21 protein-coding genes are annotated in these 26,678 nt (G+C 69.6%); 9 read left to right on the top strand and 12 right to left on the bottom strand.

Annotated elements, in window-relative coordinates; all coding sequences use genetic code 11:
* Nucleotides 1-99: 99 nt before the first annotated feature.
* A complete protein-coding gene (locus VGV60_04380; protein HEV8700493.1) occupies nucleotides 100-1,362 on the top strand; it encodes a LeuA family protein in 1,263 nt (420 codons plus the stop codon).
* Nucleotides 1,363-1,396: 34 nt separating this feature from the next.
* Here VGV60_04380 and VGV60_04375 read toward each other — a convergent pair whose 3' ends face one another.
* The 4 genes from VGV60_04375 to VGV60_04360 form a co-directional block, all read right to left on the bottom strand.
* Entirely contained in the window at nucleotides 1,397-2,302 is a 906-nt protein-coding gene (locus tag VGV60_04375; protein ID HEV8700492.1) for a GGDEF domain-containing protein, read from the bottom strand.
* A gap of 10 nt (nucleotides 2,303-2,312) precedes the next feature.
* Complete coding sequence (locus VGV60_04370; GenBank protein HEV8700491.1) at nucleotides 2,313-3,230, bottom strand: GGDEF domain-containing protein; 918 nt, start codon at nucleotides 3,228-3,230, stop codon at nucleotides 2,313-2,315.
* Nucleotides 3,231-3,390: 160 nt separating this feature from the next.
* The gene (locus VGV60_04365; GenBank protein ID HEV8700490.1) at nucleotides 3,391-4,815 is read right to left on the bottom strand and encodes a M24 family metallopeptidase; all 1,425 of its coding nucleotides are present in this window, start codon (nucleotides 4,813-4,815) and stop codon (nucleotides 3,391-3,393) included.
* 85 nt (nucleotides 4,816-4,900) lie between these two features.
* Nucleotides 4,901-6,154, bottom strand: coding sequence for a P-loop NTPase (locus tag VGV60_04360; GenBank protein ID HEV8700489.1), 1,254 nt, complete (start codon nucleotides 6,152-6,154; stop codon nucleotides 4,901-4,903).
* 122 nt (nucleotides 6,155-6,276) lie between these two features.
* On the opposite strand from VGV60_04360, the gene VGV60_04355 reads away from it, so the two are divergent.
* The gene (locus VGV60_04355; protein HEV8700488.1) at nucleotides 6,277-7,104 is read left to right on the top strand and encodes a hypothetical protein; all 828 of its coding nucleotides are present in this window, start codon (nucleotides 6,277-6,279) and stop codon (nucleotides 7,102-7,104) included.
* A 24-nt stretch (nucleotides 7,105-7,128) separates the two neighbouring features.
* On the opposite strand, the gene VGV60_04350 is transcribed toward VGV60_04355, so the two are convergent.
* Nucleotides 7,129-9,114, bottom strand: a complete 1,986-nt coding sequence (locus tag VGV60_04350; protein HEV8700487.1) for a glycosyltransferase family 39 protein — start codon at nucleotides 9,112-9,114, stop codon at nucleotides 7,129-7,131.
* A gap of 67 nt (nucleotides 9,115-9,181) precedes the next feature.
* Here VGV60_04350 and mprF point away from each other — a divergent pair, with 67 nt between their 5' ends.
* Together mprF and VGV60_04340 are read left to right on the top strand one after the other, a co-directional pair.
* Nucleotides 9,182-11,713: a bifunctional lysylphosphatidylglycerol flippase/synthetase MprF gene (gene mprF, locus VGV60_04345; GenBank protein HEV8700486.1), complete on the top strand. Its 2,532-nt coding sequence runs from the start codon at nucleotides 9,182-9,184 to the stop codon at nucleotides 11,711-11,713.
* On the top strand, nucleotides 11,710-13,173 hold the full coding sequence (locus tag VGV60_04340) for an AcvB/VirJ family lysyl-phosphatidylglycerol hydrolase (protein ID HEV8700485.1): 1,464 nt from the start codon (nucleotides 11,710-11,712) through the stop codon (nucleotides 13,171-13,173). The genes mprF and VGV60_04340 overlap by 4 nt, the downstream gene beginning before the upstream one ends.
* On the opposite strand, the gene VGV60_04335 is transcribed toward VGV60_04340, so the two are convergent.
* Nucleotides 13,163-15,724 carry a CehA/McbA family metallohydrolase gene (locus VGV60_04335; GenBank protein ID HEV8700484.1) on the bottom strand — a complete coding sequence of 854 codons (2,562 nt, stop codon included), beginning with the start codon at nucleotides 15,722-15,724 and terminating at the stop codon, nucleotides 13,163-13,165. The two genes, VGV60_04340 and VGV60_04335, sit on opposite strands and share 11 nt — an antisense overlap.
* Nucleotides 15,725-16,006: 282 nt before the next feature.
* Nucleotides 16,007-17,398: a hypothetical protein gene (locus tag VGV60_04330; GenBank protein HEV8700483.1), complete on the bottom strand. Its 1,392-nt coding sequence runs from the start codon at nucleotides 17,396-17,398 to the stop codon at nucleotides 16,007-16,009.
* A gap of 171 nt (nucleotides 17,399-17,569) precedes the next feature.
* Here VGV60_04330 and VGV60_04325 point away from each other — a divergent pair, with 171 nt between their 5' ends.
* Complete coding sequence (locus VGV60_04325; GenBank protein HEV8700482.1) at nucleotides 17,570-17,884, top strand: ferredoxin family protein; 315 nt, start codon at nucleotides 17,570-17,572, stop codon at nucleotides 17,882-17,884.
* A gap of 20 nt (nucleotides 17,885-17,904) precedes the next feature.
* On the top strand, nucleotides 17,905-18,720 hold the full coding sequence (locus VGV60_04320) for a 7-cyano-7-deazaguanine synthase (protein ID HEV8700481.1): 816 nt from the start codon (nucleotides 17,905-17,907) through the stop codon (nucleotides 18,718-18,720).
* On the opposite strand, the gene VGV60_04315 is transcribed toward VGV60_04320, so the two are convergent.
* The 3 genes from VGV60_04315 to mutY form a co-directional block, all read right to left on the bottom strand.
* Nucleotides 18,603-19,037: a hypothetical protein gene (locus VGV60_04315; protein ID HEV8700480.1), complete on the bottom strand. Its 435-nt coding sequence runs from the start codon at nucleotides 19,035-19,037 to the stop codon at nucleotides 18,603-18,605. The genes VGV60_04320 and VGV60_04315 overlap by 118 nt on opposite strands.
* Nucleotides 19,038-19,406: 369 nt before the next feature.
* Complete coding sequence (locus VGV60_04310) at nucleotides 19,407-19,820, bottom strand: 6-carboxytetrahydropterin synthase (GenBank protein ID HEV8700479.1); 414 nt, start codon at nucleotides 19,818-19,820, stop codon at nucleotides 19,407-19,409.
* 36 nt (nucleotides 19,821-19,856) lie between these two features.
* The gene (gene mutY / locus VGV60_04305; protein HEV8700478.1) at nucleotides 19,857-20,969 is read right to left on the bottom strand and encodes an A/G-specific adenine glycosylase; all 1,113 of its coding nucleotides are present in this window, start codon (nucleotides 20,967-20,969) and stop codon (nucleotides 19,857-19,859) included.
* Here mutY and VGV60_04300 point away from each other — a divergent pair.
* The gene (locus VGV60_04300) at nucleotides 20,958-21,812 is read left to right on the top strand and encodes a radical SAM protein (protein HEV8700477.1); all 855 of its coding nucleotides are present in this window, start codon (nucleotides 20,958-20,960) and stop codon (nucleotides 21,810-21,812) included. The genes mutY and VGV60_04300 overlap by 12 nt on opposite strands.
* 7 nt (nucleotides 21,813-21,819) lie before the next feature.
* Here the strand turns inward: VGV60_04300 and VGV60_04295 are convergent, their stop codons facing one another.
* Nucleotides 21,820-22,971 (bottom strand): metal-dependent hydrolase, encoded by a 1,152-nt coding sequence (locus VGV60_04295; GenBank protein ID HEV8700476.1) that lies wholly within the window; start codon nucleotides 22,969-22,971, stop codon nucleotides 21,820-21,822.
* Nucleotides 22,972-22,994: 23 nt separating this feature from the next.
* Here VGV60_04295 and VGV60_04290 point away from each other — a divergent pair, with 23 nt between their 5' ends.
* Complete coding sequence (locus VGV60_04290) at nucleotides 22,995-24,044, top strand: alpha/beta hydrolase family protein (GenBank protein HEV8700475.1); 1,050 nt, start codon at nucleotides 22,995-22,997, stop codon at nucleotides 24,042-24,044.
* Here VGV60_04290 and VGV60_04285 read toward each other — a convergent pair.
* Complete coding sequence (locus VGV60_04285; GenBank protein HEV8700474.1) at nucleotides 24,016-25,845, bottom strand: carbon starvation CstA family protein; 1,830 nt, start codon at nucleotides 25,843-25,845, stop codon at nucleotides 24,016-24,018. The two genes, VGV60_04290 and VGV60_04285, sit on opposite strands and share 29 nt — an antisense overlap.
* A 41-nt stretch (nucleotides 25,846-25,886) precedes the next feature.
* Between VGV60_04285 and VGV60_04280 the strand changes: the two genes are divergently transcribed.
* On the top strand, nucleotides 25,887-26,678 hold a 792-nt coding region (locus tag VGV60_04280; protein HEV8700473.1), incomplete at its 3' end, for an enoyl-CoA hydratase-related protein.

Here is a 26,678-nt window from a genome sequence, read left to right as displayed (position 1 = left end):
CCTCCTCCTCGAGACACAATGCGAGGCGCTCATAACTTAATGTCCGGACGTCGGATCGGCAAGTTGACACCTTCCCGGGACCCCCCCTAAGATCGGTTCATGCCGCAAAACGACGGGGATCGGGATGATTTGATCCACGACTGGAACCGGGTCGACGGGGCCCCCGGGCCGGCCCTGCCGATCGCCCTCGACGACGAGACCCTGCGCGACGGCCTGCAGGGTCCGAGCGTCACCGATCCCCCCATCGAGATGAAGATGAACATCCTGAGGGCCATGGACCGCCTCGGGATCGACACCGCCGACGTCGGGCTCCCGGGGGCCGGCCCCAAGGCGGTGGCCGACTCGGACGCGCTCTGCCGCCAGATCGTCGAGGAGAAGCTCGCCATCCGCCCGAACTGCGCGGCGCGCACCATGGTCAGGGACATCGAGCCGATCGCGCGCATCGCGGCGACGATCGGCATTCCGGTCGAGGCCTGCCTGTTCATCGGATCGTCCGCCATCCGGCAGCACGTCGAGGACTGGTCGATTGACCTTTTGTTGCAGCGGACCGAGGAGTCGATCGCCTTCGCACTGAAACAGGGCCTGCCGGTGATGTACGTGACCGAGGATACGTCCCGGGCGCATCCCGAGACCCTGCGACGCCTGTACTCGACCGCCATCCGCTGCGGCGCGCGCCGCCTCTGCGTGACCGACACCGTCGGGCACGCCACGCCGCACGGTGTTGGCCAGGTGATCCGCTTCGTCGCCTCGATCGCGGCGGAGTGCGGCGGGAGCGTCGGCATCGACTGGCATGGCCACCGCGACCGAGGCCTGGGCCTCGCCAACAGCCTGGCCGCGATCGCCGCCGGCGCCACGCGGGTGCACGGCTGCGCGCTGGGCCTGGGGGAGCGCGCCGGCAACGCGCCGATGGATCTGCTGCTGGTCAACCTGAAGCTCATGGGGCTCATCGACCGGGACCTGTCCGGCCTGGGGGAATACTGCCGGCTGGTCTCGGAGGGGTGCCGCGTGCCGATCCCCCCCAACTACCCGGTCGTGGGCAGGGACGCCTTCGAGACCGGCACCGGCGTGCACGCGGCGGCGGTCATCAAGGCGCTGCGCAAGAACGACACCTGGCTGGCGGACCGGGTCTACTCGGGGGTGCCGGCGTCCCAGTTCGGCTTCCGGCAGGCGATCCGGATCGGCCCGATGAGCGGTCGGTCGAACGTCGTGTTCTGGCTGGAACAACAGGGGATCGAGCCCAAGGACGCCGTGATCGATCGGATCTTCGATGCGGCCAAGCGCAGCGACCGTCTCCTGGAGGACGACGAAATCCTCGCGCTCGCCGGCGGGAAGCGGGTCGCCTCCCGAAAGCGCGGCCGGTAGGAAGTCCGCCTGCGGGTTCGCAGGGCCCGAGAACCTAAAGCCGGACGAGGTTTCGCCCCGCCCGCTTCGCCCGGTAGAGAGCCTGGTCGGCGCGCCCCACCAGCGACTTGATGTCCTCGCCGTGGTCCGGGAAGGTGGCGATCCCGATGCTGATGGTCACGCCGACCTTGACACCGTCGAGCTCGATCGAAGCCGACTCGATGGCCCGGCGGATGCGCTCCGCCGCCTGCAGCGCCTCGTCCGCGCCCCTCTCGGGAAGATAGGCCAGGAATTCCTCGCCCCCGTACCGCGCCGAAACGTCATCTTCCCGGATCGATCCGCGAATGAGGCGCCCGACCTCGCTCAGCACGTGGCTGCCCATCAGGTGGCCGTGCGTGTCGTTCACCGACTTGAAGTGGTCGAGATCCATCATCAGGACCGCGAGGGGCGTGCGGTACTTGCGGCTGCGCTGCAGCTCGCTCTCCAGGGCCAGGTAGAGCGATTCCCGGGTGAGAAGTCCGGTGAGCTGATCGTAGGAGATCCGGTTCCGGATCTCCTCGTGAAAGCGCGCCTCGACCTCGTCCAGGAGGTCGAACTTGAGGACCGTCATGCCGATCTGGATCTTGTCGTTCTCCCGCAGCTCCGTCGACTCGACGAGACGGTTGTTGACCAGGGTGCCGTTCGTGCTTCCGAGATCGGTCAGGTGGAAGCTGGCGTTTCGTTTCCCGCGGTCCCACCTCACCTCGACCCGCGCATGCTCGCGGGAGGCGAGGTCGTCGGGAAGGCGGATGTCGGCCTCCGGCCCGCGGCCGAGCACCGTGGTCCGGCGCCGCAGGAGGAAGTCGCGGCCGATTTCCGCTCCCTGAAGCACGACCAGCGAGGCGTGCGCCTTCCTGAAACGCACGCCCTCGATATCCGCCCGGGGGATGGCCATGGTGCGATCGGACGCGCGTTGGCTCATGGCGTCCGGCTCACTCGGGCGTCTCGACCACGACGCGGTTGCGGCCGCTCTCCTTGGCCCGGTAGAGCGCCCGGTCGGCGCGCCCGACCAGGGCCTGGATGTCGCGGCCGTGCTCGGGGCAGGAGGAGATGCCGATGCTGATGGTGACCTGGATCGTCTTGCCGTCGAGGCTGAACGGGTGGGCCTCGATCGCCCGGCGGACGCGCTCCGCGGCCTGAATGGCGCCCAGGGTGCCGGTTTCCGAGAGGTAGGCGACGAACTCCTCCCCGCCGTAACGCGCCGCCACGTCGTCGCCCCGGATCGACTCGCGGATGAGACGGCCCACCTCGGCGAGGACGTGGCTTCCCATCAAGTGCCCGTGGGTGTCGTTGACCGACTTGAAGCGGTCGAGATCCATCATCAGGACGGTGAGCGGCAGCTCGTAACGCAGGCAGCGCCGGAGCTCCATGTCGAGCGCCAGATAGAGAGACTCCTTGGTCAGGAGGCCCGTGAGCTGATCGAACGAGATGCGGTTCCTGATCTCCTGGTGGAACTTCGCCTCGATGTCGTCCAGGAGCACGAACTTCAGGACGGTGTCTCCGACCTGGATCCTGTCCCCCTCGCGCAGCTCCACGCTCTCCACGAACGCGTTGTTGACGTACGTGTGGTTGGTGCTTCCGAGGTCGACGAGGTGATAAGTGGCCAACTGCTTCGCGGGGTCCCAGGCGGAATCGATCCGCGCGTGCTCGCGCGAGACCAGGTCGTCGGAGATCCGGATCTCCGCCCCGAAGCCGCGGCCCAGGATCATCAGGCCCCGCCTGAGGCGGTAGTTGCGGCCGATCTCGGCCCCCTGGAGGACGACCAGGGTCGCGTGGCTCTTCTGGAACCGCCCGGCGTCCACCACCGACCGGTCGATCGCCATGGTGCGATCGTGAGGCTTCTGCGACATCGCTCCGTCCCTGCCGCACGCCAGCCGGCATGGGGAATACATTTGTGCAATCGTGCGCGCGGGGGCGCCGCGTGCACCACGGCCAAATGTAGTCCGGCCGGGGAGGATGTCCACGATCCAGTGGACCGGCCCGATACCCGGGCAGGCTCCCAGCGGGCTCCTAGAGCTTGAGGAAGCACCACTCCTTGGTGTACGGCACGCTGCTCATCTGGATGCCACGCGCCTCCGTGACCAGGACGTTATCGGAGTGGTTGTATCCGAACCCCTGCTCGGGGACATACAGCCCCGGTTCGTTGCTGAACGTCATGCCGGCCTCGAGCTGGGTGTGATCGCCGAGTGAGATGTAGGGTGGCTGGTGCCCCTCCGAGCCTTCCCCGTGGGCGGGACGGTGATAGACGTACTTCGCCATGCCGTTCTTGACCTGGAAGTCGTGGACCTGCCGGGCGACGAGGGATCCGGTGACGCCGGCCGCCGAGGCCTCCGCCTGGATCCGGCAGCACTCCGTGTGCGCCTCCCAGACCTTTTCCCGGAACGCATCTTGAGGAGCGATTTGATAGGCGCGATAGAGCTCCCCCCCGTACCCGCCGATCTTGACGTCGCCGGAAACCTGAAGGGAGTCCCCCCTCCTGATGCGGCTGTGGTGAAACTGGTTCGGGTGCGGGTAGGCGGTCCCGACGCCCGTGCGGACGTAGATGCCGACGTCGATGCCCACGGCGGTGTGCGGTTTCCCGTCGCGCCGGATGTCCTTCAGGATCAGGTCGGCGCCGTACTGGGTGGCCGCCATCTGGACGTCGAAGTCGGTCTTGTCGGTGCCGTGCTGCAGGATGTAGTCGCGCGCGAAGGCGTGGATCTGGCTGAAATAGTCCATGGCGCGCTGCGTCAGCGCGATCTCCTCGGGGGTCTTGACCATGCGCAGGCGCTCGCAGAGATCGCCCGCCTTCCTGAGCGCCGTCTTCGGCAGGATGTCGCCCGCCGCCTCGGTCAGGTCGGACGTCAGCGGCCGGTCCACTCCGATTGCCTTGCCCGCCCAGCCGCGCTTCCGCAGGCCCTTGAGGACCCAGCGGGTCAGATCGACCGTCGCCCCCATCGGCACGCGGCCGAGGTTCGGGAAGGCCCCCTCGCCGTGCTTGAAGTCGAAGTAGGTCTCCTTGTCCTTGATCCACCAGGTGTCGACGAGGTCGCGGTCGAGGCTCGGGTGGAACCAGGTGAGGTCGAGGCCGGTGGCGGGGATGAAGATGAAGAACGGCCGCTCGGTCGAGGTGTGCCAGAGACCGGTGAAGTAGATGATGTTCCAGCGGTCGCCGAGAAGAGCGCCGTCGATCCCCTCCTCCGCGAGCCGCGCCTGCAGCCTCTTGACGGCCCCCTTGTGCCAGACCTCGTCGAGGCGATCGAACTCGGCCGGCCGGGGATGCTCCGGATTGCGCCTCAGCAGGGCCGCCGAAACGCCGGCGGGCGGGGCCGGGGCGACCCCGGAGGGGGCGGCCGGGGTCCCGGGGGACGCCGCCCCCGCCCGGCCCACGCCGACGATGCCGCCGGCAACCGCCGCCACCGAACCCGCCAGGAAATCACGTCGCGATCTGCGCATGACCCGTCCCCCGACCCGAGCCTCCGGGCGAATGTGTCCGCATTCTGTGAAGAGGGGGCAGATGATAGCCGAAGGGGAAGCCGGCCTACAACGGGGACGAGGCGCGGACCGGCCGGGCCTGACGGGCCGGCCGCTTGGAGATGTTGCGCGACAGGGAGCGGTAGGCCGCCTCGACCTCGACCACGGTCGCGCGGCGTTCCGCCTCGCAATCGAGCGAGGCGAGGGCCGGCGAATCGGAGCGCAGGGTGCGGCGCAGGCGCAGGTAGGCGTTCAGGATCTCGTCGTCCATGGCTCCCGGGCACAGGTCGAGAGTGCGATAGGGATCGGACATCGCGGGGGAGTCCCATCCCGGCCTGTCCCAGTCCGCCTGGCGCAAGGCCGTGCCGCACGGGGCCGCCTGGGGGCGTGCCTCCGCCGGCCGGGGCGTCGAGAACGACTCGGCCACGGCGCGCAGCATCTCGGCGGTGCGAGACCGTGGATACTCCGACAGATAGGCCTTGCGCGACTTGAGGCACTGCACGAGAGTGGGATCGTAGGGGATGGCCCCCGCGAAACGCAGCGGGATCCGGACGAACCGCTCGGAAATCCACTCCATGGACTCCCCGAGACGCTCGTCCTCGTGCGAGCGCACCTGGTTGATCACCAGGTGGGGGAGATAGGTCTCGACGTGGCTGGCGATCGCCGCCGCGGCGAACGAGTCGATGCGCGCGATCTCGTCCAGGACTTCGAAGGGGCGCCCCTGGTCCGACTGGTCCCGGTGCTCCATGACAAGGTCGATGATCGACTGGTAGCCGAGGGTCCGGCCGAGGTGGTACAGCCGCCTGAGAAAGGCCGCCTTCAGGAACCGGTAGCAGTTCTCGATCGAGGTCGGCTCGGGCAGGATCACCATGAGGCCCCGATCGGCCAGGGAGAACAGGTCGAGGACATTCAGGGACGTCCCGGCCCCCAGATCGAGCAGCACCACGTCGGCCGGCAGCCCCAGGAGCACGCGCAGGAGGCGCGTCTTCTGGAAATTCTTCAGGCTCTCGATGTCCAGGCTGTTGCGCGCCCCGCTGATCAGGGACAGGCGGGGAACGCCGGTCTCGAGGACCACCGTCTCGATCGATTCGAATCGGCGCTTGATGAAGTCGCTCAGCGCCAGGGCGGGCGGATCCAGGCCGAGCACGGTGTGCAGGTTGGGGGCCCCGAGGTCGCCATCGACCAGGATCACCCGCCGGCCCATCTGGGCCAGATGGATGCCGAGGCTCGCCGCGACGAGCGACTTGCCGGTGCCGCCCTTGCCGCCGCCCACGGCCCAGATCTGCGGCCTGCCGCACAGCGCCTGAGGGGTTGGATTCATAGGTGATCTTCAGATACGCCGGAACGGGGAAACGCGCAACTGGCGGTATCGTGACACGGCGTCGGCGCGGCGGCACTTGTCAAACGGGCGCAGGTGGGGTAGAAGCGGCAGGGGAAAAATCGATGCGCCGTCACGTTTTCGTCATCGCCCTCCTCGCGGCGCTGCTGCCGGCCGGAATCCCACCGGCCGGTGCCCAGACGCCTCCGGGGGAATCTCCCGGGGCGCCGGGTCCCGGGGGCGGACGGAAAAACCTGGCCGACCGCAATGACCGGAGGCTGTTCCAGCGGTTCGTGGAGGACGCCGCCATCTCGACGGGCGGCTGGGCCGAGCTGCAGTACCGCTACACCAACCTCTCGAACGGCAGCGAGCATTTCCTGGGCCCGCTCGTCGCCTTCAAGATCGTCAACAACATCGAGGGGGGTCTGCGCTTCGGCTTTCTCGACGTCAACCCGGACCCGGGATCGGGGGAATCGGGTCTTTCCGACATCGACCTGTTCGCCAAGTACCGGCTGCCGGGTGGCCGGGGACGGGCGGCGTTCGGCGTCCTGGCCAAGGTGCCGACGGCCAACGAGGAGGAGGGGCTGGGCACCGGCAAATCCGACCTGGAGGTTTTCGCCGCGTGGCGTGCCGACCTGGATGCCGTGTCGATCGTCGCCCACGCGGGGGTGCGGTTCAACGGCGATCCCGATCCGCCGGTCCCGCCTACCGACAACTCCCTCTTCTTCGGAGGGGCGCTGATCCTGCCGGCCTCCGCGGCCCTGACCCTGGTCATCGAGGCGACGTACGAGACCGAGAGGTTCGAAGGGGCCTCGGACGACGCTCGTCTCACGCTCGGAGTGCAGTCGCGCGGCAGGCAGGGGCACACCGGGATACGCGGTGGCGTCGCCATTCCGCTCAACGATGGCGCCCCCGACTACGAAGTCCTGCTCGGGGCCTTCCTGACCTACTGAACCCAAATCGCGCGCTCTTGCCTTCTAGAGACCGGCGGCGGCGCGCAGGAACCGGGAGATCTCGGCGGGTGAACCGGCGGGCGGCGCCACCCGCAGAAGGTGGACCTCGGCGCCGGTTTCTTCACTGGCCGGCAGGCTCTCCTCCAGGGTCACCTCGGCGGGATGGGCGATCGGGAAGCTGATTTCCGAGCTCTCACCGCCGCGCCGCACGAGCAGGGTGCAGGTCGGCTCCCCCTCGAGCCGCTCGATTTCTATCAGCGCCACCTCGGACCCGGGAAGCATGCTCGCCGCACGGGCGATCGCGGCGTCCAGATCGACGCCGGCGAGACCGAGGAGCGCCTGGAGCTCCCGCCCGCGCTCGTCCCCCAGCCGGTTGCTGACCAGGTCATGCTGATCGGAGCGCGCGAGGATGTAGAGAGGGCGTCCGGCGATGACCTGCAGCGCGTGGAGGTCCTCTTCGCGGACCACCACGAACATCCGCGTGTCGCCGTGAAGCGAGGCTAGAAACGCCTTCTCCCCGGGGAAGGTCCAGGGGGAGTGTCCCGATTCCAGGCCAAGCCGGATGTCGTCGCTGTGCGGCAGGACCAGTCCGACGGTCTCGCGCAGGTAGAACGGCAGCCCCCGCAGATAGCACTGATACGCGTAGACCGGCTCGTTCCCACGCCGTTCCTGGCGCAGGATCGAGGCGAAGTTCCTCGTCTCGTTGAGGAAATTCACGCGCCCGATCCCCATGAACAGGGCATAGCACGCGGCCATCCACAGGAGGGCCGCCGCGGCCAGGCCCGTCAGGTGGCGGCCGCGACGCGCCAGGCGATGCCCGAGCAGGAGCGCCCCCAGCGCGAGGGACGCCACCGCGACGCCCACCACCTTCCCCGTCCATGCCTCGTCGAGGAACACCCAGCCCTCGCGCCGACGTTCGATCACGGCCGCGCCCGCCGCGAGCACGATCAGCAGGACCGTGGGCCAGAGAAACAACCTCAAATGGCGTTCCTGCTCCAGGTGGCTCTCGAGGCTCGAGGCGATCAGGAGCGCCAGGGGAGGGACGAGCGGCAGCACGTAGAGCGGCAGCTTGGACTGGGCCACGGTGAAGAGGAGCAATCCCGGGATGATCCAGGACCACAGGAACGCCGGCGCCTCCGGGGCAATGGCCGGGGCGGCCCCCCCGCCGTCCGTCCTCCTGCGGCGCAGGCAGGCCGGCAGCATCAGGCTCCAGGGCATCAGGGCGGCCGCCAGGACCGGCAGGTAGTACCACCAGCCGCCCTGGTGCCTGTGCACCGCGGTGGTGAATCGCGCCAGGTGCTCGTGCAGGAAGAAGTAGACCGGGAATTCCGGATTGGCAATCGACACGGCGACATACCAGGGAGCCGCGAGAAGCAGGAAGAGGAGGCTCCCGCGCACCCAGGGAATGTGCCGCGCGACGCGCCACTCCCTCCTCGCCGACAGGAAGCAGACGATGGTCAGGGCCGGCAGGACCGCTCCCAGGAGTCCCTTGGTGAGCACGCCCCCCGCGGCGGCGGCGAACATCCCCGCATAGGCGGCGGTCCCGGCCTTTCCGCCCTGACGCCCCTTGAGAAAGAGAAACAGCGTCAGGGAGACGAAGAACGTGAGGGCCAGGTCGAGAGTGAGGATGTGGCTGGAGGCGAAGAAGAGTGCCGAGGATGCCAGGACGATCACCGCGAGCGAGCCGCCCTGACGACCCAGAAGCAGGATCCCGGCGCGCCATGTGACCAGGAGCGTCCCGAGTGCGAACAGGAGCTGGCCGAACCGGGCCCCGAATTCGCTATGTCCCCAGATGGCCAGGGACCCCGCCGTCACCCAGTAGACCAGGGGGGGCTTGTCGAGAAAAATCGTGCCGTCGACGTGGGGCGTCACGAAATCTCCGCGGGCCAGCATCTCGCTGGCCACGTCGGCATAACGCCCCTCGTCCCTCTCCCACAATCCCCAGGGCGACACGCCCAGGAGGAAGAGCAGCAGGGACAATCCCGCGATCGGCCACAGCCGACGGAGCACCGGTCGCATCATGACAGTACGAGGATAGTGCCGCCCATAGTCCTTCGCCATTCTATACTCTCGCGCCATGCAGCAGCGGATCCCCGAGCGGGTCGGGCGCGGCAGGGCCGGCATCCTCGCCCTGCGAGTCCTGGGCAGCGCCGGCCGATGGTGGCCGATCCTGCTGGCCGGGGCCGTCCTGGTCATCGGCTGGGAGGAGCTCCGCCGGATCGATTTCCTCCAGGTCCGCCAGGCGCTCCGCTCCCTGTCGGGCCGCTGGCTGGCCGTCGCCGCCGGCCTGACCGCCCTGAATTTCGCGCTTCTGGGCTGCTACGACCTGATCACTCTCCGCGGGACGCACGTGCCCCGCGCCGTCCGCTGGATCTTCGGGACGCTCGCCTTCGCCTGGAGCAACTTCCTGACTCTCGGCCCGATCGCGGGGAACGCCATCCGATTCCTGCTCTACCGGCCCTACGCCGTCGATGCCGCCGTCCTCAGCGCCGCCATCGTCGCCAACATCACCGCCTTCTCTTCCGCGCTCCTGGCCTGCCTGGTGAGCGTCTGGCTCCTGCCGCCCCTCCTGGCTCCGGCCGGCGCGCTCCTGATCCTGGCGCTGTTCGCGGCCCTGCTCGGGCGCATCGGCCGCCATCCTGGCACGCCGCGCTGGCTGGCGCGCGGGGGCCGGACCTGGGCGGCCCTGTTCGCCGTGGCGTTTCTCGACTGGGTCGTGGCCGCGGCGGTCTTCGCCGCGCTGGTGCGCGCCACCGGAGAGCCGGCCGGCCTGGTGCCGGTCGTCCGGGCGTTCTTCACGGGTCAGCTGATCGGCGCGGCGTCGCTCCTGCCGGGCGGCCTGGGCAGCGCCGATGCCTTCTGGCTGGCGCGCCTGCCGGTCGGTCCCGCCTCGGCCGGAGCCGCCCTGATCGCGTATCGCGCGACGTACTACCTGGCGCCGTGGCTTCTTGCCTGCCTGGCGCTCCTCGTGCGCGGCGCCCGGGCGGGAGCGCGCTGGCTCCGCCCGGTCCCCTCGATCCTGGCTATCCTGATCGGCGGAGGCGGCGCCATCATGCTCGCCAGCACGGCGTCGCCCGCGCTGGCGCACCGCCTGCGGATCCTGGAACGCTGGGTGCCCGTGGGAGTCGTCGAGCTGTCGCACCTGGCGGGTGCGGCCACGGGGCTCGCGCTGCTTCTCCTGGCGCGCGGCGTGGCGCGCGGCTACCGCGAGGCCCAGCGGGTCACCGTGGCGGTCCTCCTCGTCGCCGGGCTGATCGCCCTTCTCAAGGGGCTGGATTACGAAGAGGCGGTCATCCTGTTCGCCCTGGGCGGCGTCACCTGGTCGCAGGGCGCCCTGTTCAAGAGGGAGGGGCGCGCCCCCTGGCTCGGCTGGACGGCGATCGGCATCGCCGTCCTGGCGGTCGCGATCTTCGCCTTCGTCGGGTTCGGCTCGCAGGCCTCCGTCCCCTACGAGCATGCGCTCTGGTGGACCTTCGGCTTCGCCGGCCACGCGGATCAGGCGGCCCGCTTTCTGCGCTCGCTGGCGGTTCTGGGGTTTTCGACCGTCGCCATCCTGCTGTACGTCGGGCTCCGCGTGCCGGCCCGTTTCGAGGCGCCCGCCCCGGAGGAGATCGCGCGCGCCGTTCGCATCCACCAGGAGCGCGGATCGGGGACGACCCCCCTCATGATCGCCTCGGGGGACAAGTCGTTCTTCTTTCTGGAGGATCGTGCCTTCTGCGCCTACCGCGTGGTGGGAGCGTACCTCGTGGTGTTCAGCGATCCGACCGTGCCGGGCGGGGAGGAGCGCGATTTCCTCGAGGCGCTGATGGCGCGGGCGCAGGAGATGGACCGGCGGCTGGTCTTCTACCAGATCGCCCCGCACTGGCTGCCGCTCCTGCACGACCACGGCTTCTCCTTCTTCAAGCTCGGCGAGGAGGCGATCATCCCCCTCCGGGGATTCAGCCTGGAGGGGGCGCGCTGGAAACACTTCCGGCATGCCGTCAACCGCGTCGAGGAGCGCGAAGGCTTCTCGTTCACCGTGGTTCCGCCGGACGAGGTGGTGCGGCGCATGGAGGAGCTGAGATCCATCTCCGACGCCTGGCTGAAGAGCAAGGAAGCGCGGGAGAAGCAGTTCTCGATCGGAGCCTGGAGCGACGCCTACATGGCCCGTTTCCCCTGCGCGCTCGTGTGCGATCCCCGGGGCAGGCCGGTCGCCTTCGCCAACCTCCTGCCGGGACCCGGCAGGAAGGAGCTGTCGATCGACCTGATGCGTCATTCACGCCAGGCCCCCGAAGGCGTGATGGACTACCTGTTCGCCCGCCTCCTTCTCTGGGGCGAGCAGGAAGGGTACGAGACCTTCAATCTGGGAATGGCCCCGCTGGCGTCCGTCGGAGAGTCGAGTGGGGCGCGCCTGGGAGAGCGGCTGGCCCATCTCCTGTTCCGGCACGGAGAGGGGCTCTACAATTTCCAGGGCCTCAGGGCCTACAAGGCCAAGTTCCACCCGACCTGGGTTCCGCGCTACATGGCGTACCCCGGATTCTGGGAGTGGCCTCTCGCCGTGGCGCAGGTGTCGGTCCTGATCGCCGGCGGCTGGCGCTCGGTCATTCAACGAAGGAGGGGGACCGCATGATGGCTGCGGCGCTCGCCGCGCTTCTCGCCGCCGGGTCGCCGCCGCAGGCCGCGGTCCGCGAGATCGCGCTCCGGCTGCCGCTCGTCGGCGACTCGAAGGTCTACGTGCCGGCCGGGCGGCCCGACCGGGTCGTCCTGTTCCTCAGCGGCGACGGCGGGTGGAACCGGGGGGTCGTCGAGATGGCGCGCCGCGCCGCCGCCGGCGGGGCCGCGGTGGTCGCGGGGCTGTCCTATCCGCGCCTGCGCCACGCCGCGCTGACCGCCGCCCCGTCGTGCTGGTATCCGGCCGGCGATCTCGAGAGGATCGGCCAGGCGCTCGAGAAGCAGGTGCGATTCCCCGCCTACACGCGGCCTGCCCTGGTCGGCTACTCGAGCGGCGCCACGCTGGTCTACGCGGCCCTCGCGGCCTCGCCGGAAAGCTTTTCGGGCGGCATGAGCCTGGGGTTCTGCCCCGACCTGACGGGCGTCCCGCCCCTCTGCTCCCACGATCGCTTCCGGCCGCTCTACGACTCCAAGAAGAGAGAGGCCGACGTGGCCCCCGTCGAGGAGCTGGACTCCACATGGGAGATCCTGCAGGGCGCGCAGGACGTCGTCTGCCGTCCGGAGGCGACCCGATCCTTCGCGGACGGCGTGCGCGGGGCGCGCGTGTCCCTGCTCCCCGGAGTGGGGCACGGCTACGGAAACTCCGGGAAGTGGGGCGAAGCGTTCGATCGCGGCCTCGCGGAGATCCTGCGCGCTTCCGGCGGGCCCGGGGCCGCGCCGAAGCCGAAGCGCGTGGCGGGCGACCCGGGCCTCGAGGCGCAGCTGGAGTCGCTGGACCTGCCTCTCGAGCTGCGCCTCGTCGAAAGGCCCCGCGGATTCTTCTTTTTCATCTCGGGGGACGGCGGATGGTCGAACCTCGACCGCGCCATCGTCGACGGCCTCGCGGAGCGCGGCGTCTCCACCGTGGCCCTCAACACCCTGAAGTATTTCTGGAGCGAGAAGCCGCCGGACCGGGTCGCCGCCGACCTGGAGCGGCTCGTCGCGGCCTGCCGTCCCCGCGGGCTGCCGCTCTTCGCCGGCGGCTATTCGTTCGGGGCCGAGGTGATGCCGGTGGTGCTCGATCGGAGCGAATTCGCGGGGCGGTTCGCGGGGCTGATCCTGGTCGGCCCCGGCCCGAACGCCTCCTTCGAGGTGAGCGTTCTCGACTGGCTGCGGACGAAGGAGAAGCCGACGCCCCACAAGGTCGTCGACCACGCTCGCGCCCTCGGGCAGCTGCCGCTGCTCTGCGTTTCGGGGGAGAAGGAGGACGAGTCGATCTGCCCGGCCCTGCGCGGTGGCGCCGGGGTGGAGATGGTGACCCTGCCCGGGGCGCATCACTTCGGCGGCGACTACCGCAAGGTCGGCGACGCCTGCGCGGCGTTCGTGGGCAGGCTCCTGGCGCCCGCGGCCGACGCTCCGGCCGCGGCGATCACGGAGTGATCTGCGCCAGGTAGAACTCCCGCGCCCTGGCGAAGTCGCCCAGGACGGAGGCTTTCTCCGCCTCGGTGTTCCAGCCCCGGTGCTCGCGGGCCGCCTTCTCCAGACGATCGATCCAGGCGAGGAAATAGCCTGCGTCGTCGGGCGACCGGACCTTGCCGTGTCCCACCCTCACGTAGACGGGGCTCGTCGTCCCGAACGGATAGATGTCCAGGATCGGGTGCTCCGGGTGCGCCGCGTAGGCGCGCAGCACGTACCAGCCGCTGGCCGTGACGGAGAGATCATGGGTCGCCGCGGCGGACGTCCGGTCTCCCGTAAGCGGCAGATCGGCCACCACGCGCCCGTTCCCGACGATCTCCAGCCGGTCGACCGGGACGATCGACCGGAGGGAGACGCGCGCCTGGACGCTGTGCGCTCCGTCCGGCAATTGCAGATCGTCCCCCGGTCCCTTGCCGCCGAGGGAAAACTCCAGGAGCGGCCCGTTGGTCGCGAACGTCCTGCCGCTCCGGATGCCGCGGAGCCACGCCGCGTGATCGGGCCGTCCCCCGGTCTTCACGTAGACCCGATCCACGCCCACCGGGCCGCGCAGCGAGGCGTAGTTCGCCATCGCATCGGTGCCGGCGCCGGCCGGGAGCCGCAGGCCGCAGTTGAGCAGGCGGTACCAGACCGTCGACGTGGCGAGGTGGTCGCTGAAGCCGACCACCTCGAAGTAGTCGACCTTGCCGAGCGCCGCGGCGACAGGAAGGTCGTGCGTGAGCGGCTCCTCCATCCTGGCGGGATCGGGAGGGGCGTCGAACGGGTGAACGTAGCCGGTCAGGGCGCCCTGCCCGTGCGCCAGGTCGAAGACGGCGGGATTGTTCGGGTAGGGGCTTCCGGCGGGCGTGTTCGCGTAGGCGGCGTACGCCGGCATCAGGAAGTAGTCGCGCGGCCCGAGGATCGCCGTGTGGCCCCAGAAGCTGGTGTGGTATTCCTGCCCGTGGACCACCAGCGTCCCCTCGTTCCACGGAGGGGCGGGCCGGGCGGGGAAGTAGGCGATGTCCGGGATGCGCTGCTCCTTGTTGACCACGAGGTTTTCAATCACCGCCAGATCTTCGGCCCGCCCCTGGAACGCCAGCCCCTTGGGGGTGTTTCGATAGGTGCCGCCGTAGTTCATGTGGACGTGCAGGTCGCCGCTGTAGAAACCCCGGGACGGCATGTCGGCGATCCTCTGGAGCGTGGCGCGCACCGGCACGGTGCCGCCGGCGGGGACCGTCACCTGCTTCACGACCGGACGGTGCTCCAGACCCCTGATGATCTCGATCGTCACCGGGCCGGCCGGGACCACCACCTCCGAGCTCCCGTTCGTGTGGAAATAGCTGTACTCGTACCTGCTCCGCGACCGGTCGAACGCCTCATCGGCATGCCGCCAGGCGTCGTCGGGAGCGAAGGCCCGTCCGTCCGGCCCGGTCACCGACACCCTGGCCGGGACGGGCCGGCCGGTCCGGGCGTCGAGGATGGCGAGCTTCACGCGGCCGACCGGGCCCAGGTAGCGCCGGTCGCGCGGCTCCACGCGCTCGCGCCGGCCGCCGGGAATCTCGATGGTCCACAGAGAGGTGTTGCCGTCCTGGTTCGAGATGAACGCGATGCGCCGCCCGTCCCGCGACCAGCGCGGCGAGGTGGCGTCGAAATCGCCGTAGGTGAGTGGCAGCACGTCCCCCCCCTCGTCGGTCATGAGCCAGAGCTGGTTCCACTGGCCTCCCAGGTACGAGCTGTAGACGATTCGACGGCCGTCGGGCGACCAGTCGGGCCTGGCCTTCCAGGTGGTCTCCTCGTCGTGGATCGGGCGCAGCTCCGACCCGGGACTGGCCTTGATCCTGAACAGGCCTCCGGTCCCCCAGATGTGGCCGCGGTTGGAGACGAGGACGATCTCCTTGCCGTCGGGCGACCACGACGGAGAAATGTAATGGTCGAACGGATGGTAGTAATAGCGCGGCAGCCCGCTCTCGTGGTCCTCCGTCAGCCGCTCGAACGCACCGGGCTCCCCCTGATCGTCCAGGGTGACGGTGTGGACGTGGAATCTCCTGTTGAAGACGGTGGAGACAAAGGCGATGCGCCGGCCGTCGGGGGAGAAGCGCGGCTCGACGTTGACCGCTCCGTTCCGGGTGATCGGTCGCGTCTGGCCGGTCCTGGTGTCGAGGAGCCAGAGCTCGACGGCGTCGTCCCGGTACGAGGCAAAGGCGATGAACCGCCCGTCGGGGGACCAGTCCGGCTGGTAATCGTAGCCGGGGCCCGAGGTGACCTGGCGGGCCTCCTTCGTGCCCAGGCGCTGCCGCCAGAGGGACCCCTGCATCGAGTAGACGAGCTCGGCGCCGTCGGGGGACCAGGCGACCGAGCCGGGTCCGGTCGTCGCCTGCGGCAGGTACATCTCGCGATAGTAGTAATGATGCGGCAGCTGGATCTGCTTCAGGACGATTTCGCGGACCTCCGAGCTCTGTCTGGCGGCGATCGGGGTCCCGATCACCGTGAACAGGATCGCGGCGGCCAACCATCCGAAACTCTTTGCGGTGCATCTCATGGGCGCGTCCTCGAACACACTCCGAGGGCGCGGATTATACATAGTGGCGCCGAGAGTGTGGAGAAGAGACCCGTTCACGGGCAGGAGCTGGTCGCGGTCAAGTGTTCATCCGCGAACGCGGTGCGAGGGGATGTCGCCTGCCAAACCCGGCTGCAGCTTGAGGTGGGGGCTGGCTTGAAGCTTGATAACTGGATGACATGGCCCGGGCAGCCGTCGAGCTGGTGATGGTCGTTTCCACACTCTGAGCGCCACTATGCGGATTATACGGGGTTCCGCCGGCCTCTACTCGTCGAGGAGCGAGATGGCCTCGGGATCGATGCCGGGGCGGTGGTCGAGCGGGACGCCCAGGTTGGTGAGGAGCCGGGCCAGAAGACTCGACGTGCGCGGCGCGGCACAGTCGGAGGCGTCGGGAAGGGTCAGCGCCACGAGCGTGCCCAGCCCGACCCTGTACTGGGCGATGCCGGGGGCGATGACCACCGGCGTCACGGCGTCGCCCGCGCTCCGCAGCCGGAACTCCGGGCGTCCATCGCGCCACAGGGGGTCGATGTCGTCGAAGCTGATCCCTTCGAACAGGGCCGCGTCCGGATCCAGATGCGGGCGGAACGGGGTGGATGACTCGAAATAGACCGGAAAGCCGGTGACGGCTCGCAGGTAATTCCCCGACATCGGCTGGGGATTGAGGAGCACGACGGTCCCTCCCTGGCGCAGGAAGCGGGCCATCTCGGCGAGCGGCGGCAGGCCCGGCGTCCCGGACAGGCGCGGGGCGCGCCAATCGCCCGGAACGAGCAGCGCCTCGACCCCCTCGAGGTCGCGGGGGGCCCTGGCAGCGGCCGGAGCCAGGGGCGCAAGGCAGGCCGGGAGGTCGTCCGGAGAGCCGCCGTACATGAACGTCTTCTTCAGCACGGGTCGCTCTCCCAGGAGATAGGCCAGGGTGTTGGCAAGGACCGTCCGCGCCACGGGGTCCAGGTCGAAGTCGGAGCAGAGCGATTCCTGGGCGGCCAGCACCAGGCCCTCGCCGATCGGGACCTCGAGCAGGGTCACTCCCTCCTGCCAGGATGTCCCGCTGCGCGTCCGGATCCCGGCGATGACCCGGAAATTCCCGTGGGCCGGCGGCAGGAGGGGCCGGACCCGCGGAGCGCCGGCGACGCCGGCGGCGTGGCTCGCGGGCGCGACGCCGCGCAGGACCGGATGGTGCGCCGCGAACACCGCCGTGCTGTCCGCCGAACGGGCGAACGAGGGCCACAGCCGCAGATCCTCGCTGAGCGTGCCGGGGAGTGAGGGCTGCTCCAGAAGCAACAGGCGCATCCCGGAGCGGGCGCGCGCCGCGAGGATCGGCCCCAGCGCCTCGCGCCCGCGCGCGAATCCCCCCGGGCCGATGACGATCACGTCGCCCCGAAACAGGGCGAGCCCCTCGAAAGCGGTGAAGGTCTCGCTCTGGATCCCCAGGGCCCGGAGCGCGGGGGCCGCCTTGCCATAGGGATCGAAGAGGGCCACCCGGGCGCGGTGGAACAGGCCGGTCCGGTCCTGCGCCGGAGCCGCGTCCCCGCTCCCTGACTGTCCGCATTCGGGCGCGAGAGAGCCACCCTCCGCGGAGGAGGCGACGCGCGCGACCACGATGATCGTGAGGATGATCAGAAAGACGAGGATGGTGCGACGCGCGCGTGCGGTGGGCACGAAGTTCCCTCCCGTTACAATCGTGAAATCACTGTCGCCGGCTCACGGCAGCCAATATAGGCAGCCTGACTTCGGAGGGCCATCCGGTTTGGTCTTTACAAGGCCGGGATTCTGTGTGATACGATCCCGCCTCGGGTCCGTGGTTTCAACACCTTTGAGGAGGTCGTCACCGTGTCCTACGTCATCACGGGAAAATGCCTGGGCGAGCGCTACGCGACGTGCGTCGCCGTCTGTCCCGTCGATTGCATCCATCCGGGGGATTACCAGGGGCAGGAGTTCATGATCATCAACCCCGAGGAATGCATCGATTGCGGGGCCTGCCTGCCGGAGTGTCCGATCGAGGCCATCGTGGAAACGGAAGAGGAATCTCCCGAGTGGGCCGTGATCAACAAGGACCTGACGCCGTCCTTCAAGCCCAACCCGGCCGTCGTTCCGCGGCCGGCGAACGACCCTCCACGGAGACCCGAGAACAAGCTGCGCGGCTGATCTCCTCGAAGGGAAGCGCCGTGACCCTTCCACGCCGCCGCCTGCGCCGCCGCCCGCGGCGGTTCTCCCCGCGTCCGCGCGCCGGGACCGCCTGCGTCCTGGTCAGCGGCGGCCTCGATTCCGCCGTGCTGCTCCGCGACTTCTCCCGCCGCTATCGCCGCGTCCAGCCCCTTTACGTGCGCGCCGGCCTGCGCTGGGAGAGGGCGGAGATTGCGAGCCTTCGGGCCTTCCTGCGCGCCCTGCGGTCGCCCCGGCTCCTGCCCCTTGCCTTCGTTCATGTTCCGATGTCCGATCTGTACGCCGGCCACTGGAGCACGACCGGCCGCCACACGCCGGGCTTCCATGCCGGCGACGAGTCGATCTACCTGCCGGGCCGGAACCTCTCGCTCCTCTCGAAGGCGGGAACCTTCTGCGCCCTGCGCCGCATCCCGGTCCTGGGATCCGGCATCCTGAACCTGAACCCGTTTCCGGATGGCACGCCGGGGTTCTTCCGCGCCATGCAGGAGGCGCTGCGACGGGGACTCGGGACGCCGATCCGCATCCTGACCCCCTTCCGCGGCCTGGCGAAGGACGACGTGATCCGCCGCGGCCGCGACCTGCCATTGGAGCTCACCCTGTCGTGCGCCAATCCACGGCACGGGCGGCACTGCGGCCGCTGCTGCAAGTGCGCCGAGAGGGTGTGGGCGTTCGGCCGGGCCGGAGTGCCGGACCGGACTGACTATGCGCGGGGTCCGGGAGCGGCCGTGCCGGGATCGACCGGCACCTCGCTCCGGCCGGCGGGCTGGCGCGACAGGACGACCCGCGTCGCCCCGAAGAACGCGACGAGGGCCAGGTAGGAATTGGCGAAGAGGACGAACCCTTCAGGAATCCCGGGCGGGGCCTTGAGGCCGTCCGGCCCCTGGGCGAAATGCAGCGCCCCTCCGAGCACCATCATCACCATGAGAATCAGCAGGAGCCGCCGCGATTCGACGGGACAGGCCCGGAGGAGCCGCAGGCCCTCGCGGATATTCGGGCGCCATTCCCCCCGGGTGCGCGACAGGACGCACAGCGGGGTGGCGTAGAGGGCGAGGATCTGCGTTCCGAAGCCCAGGAAGGGCCCTGCCCAGTACACGACCTGCGCGAACGACTTGTCGAACGGCGCACCCCCCCCCACCGGCGAACTGGTAGACGGCCGCCGCAAGCGCCGTGACGCCGTACACCGCGACATCGATCTTGATCGACAGCCACACGAGAGGCAGGAACAGTCCGATCGCCCAGCGCACGGCGGTGTGGCTCACCGCACCCCCCGCGGCCGACTGGTAGACCAGCCCCAGGATGCAACAGACCGTGGTAAAGAAGACCAGGAAGGAAGCCAGGATGAGCGGCAGCCCTTCGGGGTCTTCCCCGGACCAGTGCACGGCGAAGCGCAGGAACAGCTCGACGAGGGTGTAGATGCCGACCAGGTGGAAATGGGCGTTGATCGCGGAGAAGCTCTCGCGCAACGTCACCGTCTAGGAGCCTGCCCGAGTATTCGGCCGGGCCGTCACCGGGACAGAGAGGGGGAGTACGACGCGATCGAGCTGCTGGTTTCCCACAGGCGGACCGCCGAGACAGGGAGGCCGCGGGAGACGGCATGGTCGAAGACCACCCGGGCAATCGCCTCGGCGGTGGGATCGTTCTCCATGAGGAAGACCGGCTCGTCATGCTTCAGGAGCAGCGGCACCAGGGGGTCGTCCTTGTGGAGCAGCATGCGGTGGTCGAGGTTCTGGTCGATCCACTCCTTGACGATCCGGCTGATGTCCGAGAAATCGGCCACCATCGATTGATCGTTGAGGCTCGGCGAGGTCAGCTCGATCTCGACCCGGCCGTTGTGACCGTGCAGGTGGGCGCACTTCCCCTTGTAGCGGAGCAGGCGATGCCCGTAGCAGAACTCGATGCTTTCGGTGACCCGGTACATGGAGACAGGAACGCTAACACAGTCCCGGAAGACCGGTCAAACCGCATCTCCGGGGATGGCGGCGAGGACCTTGCGGACGATCGACGAGGTCGGGACGCGGTGCAGGTCCTTCGGGGCGACCCAGCGATAGCGGCCCCTCACGGGCTCCGACAGGAGGCGGGCCGCGTGGACGTCGATCCGGAGGCGGCGATAGGTGATCGCATGGCGTACGGTCGCCAGAGGCCTCTCCAGATGAAGGCGAAGTCCGTCGGCGGAGCCGCCCGGTCCTGCCGCCGGGAGCTCCCAGAGCCCCTGCATCAGGGACCCGTCCCGACGCCGGATCAGGAGGAGCCGCCCACCACGCGACACCAGGGCCACGGCGGATCGGACTTCGACCGGCCGTCTCCGGCGCGGCGGGGGCGGAACGGTCGTTTCCAGGCCGGCGGCGCGCGCGGCGCAGCGGCGGGCGACGGGGCAGCGAACGCAGGCGGGGCGCCGGGGAAGGCAGACGGTTGCGCCCAGCTCCATCAGGGCCTGGTTCAGATCGCCCGGCGTGGCCGACTCCCCCGCGACGAGGGCAGCCGCGGCGCTCCACAGTCGTCTCCGCCCGGCGGCGGAGCGCCCGTTCCTGACGAGCAGCAGCCGCGACAGGACGCGGGCCACGTTGCCGTCCACCACCGGCAGGGGGAGGGAGTAGGCGATGCTCAGGATGGCGCCGGCCGTATACCGCCCGATGCCGGGGAGCGCGAGGGCCTCCTCGAGGAGGCGGGGGAAGCGGCCGCCGTGTCGCGCGACGACGATCCGGGCGGCCCGGTGCAGGTGACGGGCGCGGCGGTAGTAGCCCAGGCCGGACCACGCGGCGAGGACGTCGTCCAGCCTCGCCGAGGCGAGTGCCCGGGCGGTCGGGAAAGCGCGCAGGAAGCGCCGGTAATACGGGACGACGGCGCCGACGGTCGTCTGCTGCAGCATGATCTCGGAGATCCAGACACGATAGGGGTCGCGGGTTCGGCGCCACGGGAGGTCGCGCCGCCCCGATCGGTACCAGGCCAGGAGGGCTCTTCGCAGGACACCGGCGTCGCGCGGCGAAAGGGTCACGCCGCCGATTATAATGACGAAATGGCCGACGATTCCGGACGCCCCGCCGGGCCGGATCTCTCCGTGACCCTGCATCCCCGGAGCTACCGGGGAAGCACGTACGTCTACCCGGTCCTGTCGCGCCGGGCCCGCGGCATCTCGATCGGCATCAACCTCAATCCCGACACGATCTGCAACTTCGACTGCATCTACTGCCAGGTCGACCGGACGACGGAGCCCCGGGTGCGCCGCGTGGACGAAGAGCGCCTGCGCCTCGAGCTGGTGGCGCTCCTCCGGGAGGCGCGGAGCGGCGCCCTGTTCGAGCGGCCGGAATTCCGATCGGTGCCGGACCCGCTCCGGATCGTGCGCGACATCACCTTCGCGGGGGACGGCGAGCCCCCCTCCTACGCGAATTTCAAGGGGGTCGTCGAGGACGTGCTGGCGATCAAGAAGGCGGAAGGGTTCGGCGACCTCAAGGTCATCCTGCTCACCAACGCCACCCTCATCGATCGCCCCAAGGTGAAGGAGGCCATGCGCCTCATGGATCGGGACCACGGCGAGTTCTGGCTGAAGCTCGACGCCGGCACCGAGGACTACTATCGGCTGGTGGACCGGACGACGATCCCGTTCGCCAAAGTGCTCGCCAACATCCTGGACGCGGCGCGCGAGCGGCCCGTCGTCCTGCAGTCGCTGTTCATGCGGGTCCGGGGCCAGGGGCCGGCGCCGGACGAGATCGCGGCCTACTGCGACCGGGTCTCCGAGATCGTGTCGGGGGGCGGGCGCGTCAGCCTCGTCCAGGTCTACACCGTGGCCCGGCCGCCCGCCGAGACCTTCGTCGCGCCGCTTGCCGATCCGGAGGTGGAGCGGATCGCCGAGGAAGTGCGGCGGCGCGTCCCGTCGATTCCCGTCGAGACGTTCTACAGCGGCGGGCCGTCCTGAAGCCAGTTCAGGGACACCGGCCCGGGTCGACCCGGGGCAGGCCGTCCGCCCCCAGGGGCGCCGAGAACACCGCGAATCCGCGACCCCGCCGCGCGTAGCGCGCGTCCCGGACCACGATGTCGCGCCCGCCATCCGCTCCCGGCTCGAGGGCGACGAAGGGGAAACGGAAGAACTCACGGATGGCCCCGCCGGCGCAGCCGGCCCAGAGCGCCTCGGCCGCCCGATCGTCGAGCCGGCGCTCGAAACGCGTCCAGGTCGCGTCCCCTGGATCGAGCGCCCGGAACACTCCGACGACGCGGTGGCGGATGGTCCGCTCGTCGATGACCATCCCCTCCCAGCGGAGCGGATCGGCGGGACGCGGGAGGGCGGCGAATTCCATTCGCATCACGCCGCCGGATGGGATGGACGGCCCGCGCGCCTCGGCGAGGGCCAGCTGGCCGAGACGCGCGAGCGCGACATCGTGCGCGACGGCGCACAAAGAGACGTAGCCGAGGACGACACCGATGGCGGCGACGGCGACCCCGGGGCCGGCCGGGCGGGAGCGCCGCGCCACGCCCCGGCAGAGGGCCACGGTCACCGCCAGTCCGGCGGCCCACGCCGCGCGGCTGGCCACCGGCACGACCGGCGTCGAGAGCACCACGATCGCCGCGGCGACCGCCCCCATCCCCCACGCGAGGTTGCGGCGGCGCGTCCCCGGCGCCGTCACGAAGACGGCGCCTCCGAGGACGAGCCAGAGCCACGGGTCGACGATCGCCAGAAGGTCTCCGTAGAACCAGGTTCCGCTCCAGGGAAGGAGCAGGCGGACGCCGTACGAGTTGAGGGCGTCCAGCGCCCCGTGGCTGAAGACGCCGAGCGCCGAGGCGAGGAGGAGGGGGCCGGAGCGCGCCCTCGCGGCCTCTCCGCGGCCGGCGAGAAGGCGGTCGATCAGAAGGAGGGCCGCCCAGAGGCCCAGGGTCAACAGGACGAGTCCCGCAAGGGCGTGGGTGACGCCGCGATGGAGGTGGAAATAGGTCAGGGGATTCCGGAAGCTGCTCCAGGCCAGGTCGACGTCGGGAAGATTCGCGCCGACCACCAGGGCGGTGGTCGCAAGGCGCGAGGCCCTGCCGAGTCCGGCGCGGGCGAGCGCGAGACCGGCGAGCGTGTGGCTGACGTTCTCCATCGGCCTGCTAGAATGCCAGGAGCATGAAGTCGAACTCGAGACGATCGCCGCGCCAGGCGGGTGCGCGGCTGTGGAGGGCGCTGAACGTCCGCTTCGACGATTTCCGCGTCTGGTACAAGATCACCTACCGGCGCGGGCGGGTCCTGGCCACCGAGGGGGATGCCTGGCAGGCGCTCGACGCGACGGCCCACTTCGAGGACCCGTCCCTCTTCTATCACGGAAACGGCACGGTCCCGAAGGTGAGCCGGCAGAGCGTCGGGCGGATTCCCGGGGCGGAAGTGATCCGGTTCACCTTTCCGACGCTGCATCCGCTGCCGTTCCCCGAGAGCAACGTGGCCGTCGGCCGCTTTTACCGCAACCGGCGCGCACCGGGAGCCCCGGTCGTCGTGATCAGCCACGGCTGGGCGCACAAGACCCTCAAGACGATCGAGCACCTGTACGTGCGGCCGTTCGTCCGCGCCGGCTTCTCGGTCGTCTTCGTGGCGCATCCGCTGCATTTCGAGCGCACGCCGCCCGGGACGTACAGCGGCGAGCTGGTGGTCTCGGCCGACGTGGTGCTCACGGTCGAGGCGTTCCGCCAGGGGATCGTCGACATGATCGGCGCCGTCAACTGGCTGCGCGCCGAGGGACACGGGACCATCGGGGTGTTCGGGTACTCGCTCGGGGCCTACCTCGCGGGGATCATGGCGGCGGTCAGGGACGACTGGGCCTTCGTCGTTCTCGGCGGCGGAGGCGATTCACCGGTCTCGCCCATCCTCGACACGCCGCTCGGGAGGAACATCCGGGAGGATCTCGCCGCGTGCGGCATGCTCGATCGCGGCCGGCTGTCGCGCGCCTGGAAGGTCATCTCCCCCGCGGCCTTCTCGCCCCGCGTGCCCAGGGAGCGCATTCTGATGATCGCCGGGCGATACGACCGGATCATGCTGCCCGCCTCGGTCCGCCGCCTGTGGCGCGCCTGGGGGCGCCCGCGGATACGCTGGATGAACCGCGGTCACTACGCCCTGCTCGCCACCAACCGCGGGCTCTTGGCGGAGGCCATTCCCTTCATGAAGCGGACGGCGCCTTGCGATTGAGGTCCGGAGCGGCGCGGGCTCCGAGGATCGCGAACCAGGTGTAGACGCAGTTGGCGATCGTCAGGACGATCAGGGTCATCATGACCACGGTGAGGCCGGCATTGAGGTAGTTCTGGAAGCGAGCGCCGGCGGTCGCCGCCAGGCGGGCGCGCGGCAGGAAGTTATCGGTGATCGACAGCCAGCCGGCGGTGAGCGTGGTGACGGCGACGAACGCCAGCGGCAGGAGCGTCGTCCAGGCGTAGCGCGCCTTGCCCGATCGGATGATCACCGTCGTCCCGATGGACAGCGCCATGGCGGCCAGCAGCTGGTTGGCGATGCCGAACATGGGCCAGATCGTGCTGATCGTCCCGGTGTGGATGAACAGGCCCCATGCCGAGACCACCAGGAGGGACGCCACCACCGCCCCCGGAAGCCAGTCGGTCCGCTCCAGCGGGCGGTAGATTTTCCCGAAGAACTCCTGCAGGAGAAAGCGCGCCACGCGCGTCCCGGTGTCGATCGTCGTCAGGATGAAGAGCGCCTCGAACATGATGGCGAAGTGGTACCAGTACGCCATCAGCCCGCGCATTCCGGGAACGTTCGAGAAGACGTGGGCCATGCCCACGGCGAGCGACACCGCCCCGCCGGTCCGACCGGCGACCTCCTCGCCGACGTCGCTGGAGAGCTGCGGAAGGTTTTCGACCTGCATCCCGAGCTTCCCGAACTCATCGGGCGGCACGTTGATGGCGAAATAGTCGGCGGGACTCAGGGACAGGACGGCGATGAAGGCCATGATCCCGACGAACCCCTCGCACAGCATGGCGCCGTAACCGATCGGCCGGGCATGGCTCTCCCGATCGATCATCTTCGGGGTGGTCCCCGACGCGACCAGGGAGTGAAACCCGGAGATCGCGCCGCAGGCGATGGTGATGAAGCAGAAGGGGAAGACCTTCCCGGGAATGATCGGCCCGCCGCCCGCGACGAACGCCGTGAACGCGGGCATCCTGATCTCGGGAGCGACGATGAACACGCCCAGGGCCAGGGCCGCCACCGTCCCGATCTTCATGTAGGAGGACAGGTAGTCGCGCGGGCACAGGAGCATCCAGACCGGCAGCACCGAGGCGATGAAGCCGTACGCCGCCAGGGCGAGGGTGATCTGCCCGCGCGACAGCGTGAACCATGGCCCCAGGAACGAATCCGCGACGAAGCGCCCGGCGATGACGGCGAGGAACAGCCCGATGACGCCGATGATTGTCCCGCTGCGGTACGCCCCGGGCCGCCAGCGGTACATGTAGAACCCCATGAACAGCGCGAGGGGGATGGTGACCGCGATGGTGAACGTCCCCCAGGCCGAGTGCTGCAGCGCGTTGACGACCGACAGCCCGAGGCCCGCGAGCGCGATGACGATGATGAACAGGATCGCGAGCATGGCGGTCAGCCCGGCCAGGGAGTTGACCTCGGTCCGGGCGATCTCCGCCAGCGATCGGCCGTTTCTGCGCATGCTGGCGGTCAGGATCGTGAAGTCGTGCACCGCCCCCCCGAGCACCACGCCGACCAGAAGCCACAGGAGGCCGGGGGCCCAGCCGAACTGGGCCGCCAGCACGGGGCCGATCAAAGGCCCCGCGCCGGCGATGGCGGCGAAGTGATGGCCGAAGAGGACCCACTTGTTGGTCGGGTGGTAGTTCTGGCCGTCGTTCAGCCGGTGGGCCGGAGTCGGACGGGAGTCGTCGAGAGCGAACACCCGCGCGGCGAGAAACGCCGAATAGTACCGGTATCCAATGCTCAGAATGCAGATCGCCGCGATGAGGATCGGCAGGGCATTCATGGCGTGATGCTACCAGAAGAGACCGGCGGTGAGAGGTTATAATGCCTCCCGTGACACAACCTCAGACCGAGCAGGCGTCGGCGCCGGTTCTCTTCGAGACGGCCCCGGATCGCTACCGCCACTGGCGGCTGGAGCTGCAGGGGGACACCGCCCGGCTGGTGTGGGACGTGCAGGAGAGCCAGCCGTTCCGTCCGGGGTACGCGCTCAAGCTCAACTCGTACGATCTCGGAGTCGACATCGAGCTGGCCGACGCGGTCAGGCGCCTGCGCTTCGAGCATCCGGAGGTTCGGGCGGTCGCCATCGTTTCGGGCAAGGAGCGCGTCTTCTCGGCCGGCGCCAACATCCACATGCTGGCGTCGTCCTCGCACGCCTTCAAGGTGAACTTCTGCAAGTTCACCAACGAGACCCGGCTCGCCATCGAGGAGGCCTCCGCCGCCTCGGGGCAGCGCTACCTGGCGGCGTGCAACGGCATCGCCGCCGGCGGCGGCTACGAGCTGGCGCTCGCCTGCGACGAGATCCTGCTGGTGGACGACGGCAACTCGGCGGTGAGCCTCCCCGAGGTGCCGCTCCTCGGCGTGCTCCCGGGCACCGGCGGTCTGACCCGTGTGGTGGACAAGCGGCGCGTGCGCCGCGACCACGCCGACATCTTCTGCACGCTCGCCGAGGGGGTGAAAGGGCAGCGGGCGGTGGACTGGCGGCTGGTGGACGCGGTGGCGCCGAAGAGCCGCTTCGACGCCGCCGTGAAGGAGCGGGCCGCCGTCCTCGCCGCCGCCGACAGGGGGCCGCAGGCGCCGCCGCGGCGCGGGCCGGGGGTGGCGCTTCCGCCCCTCGAG

It is taken from the genome of Candidatus Polarisedimenticolia bacterium (assembly GCA_036001465.1).
GTDB lineage: Bacteria > Acidobacteriota > Polarisedimenticolia > Gp22-AA2 > Gp22-AA2 > Gp22-AA3.
This window is presented reverse-complemented; position numbering and strand designations above follow the sequence as displayed.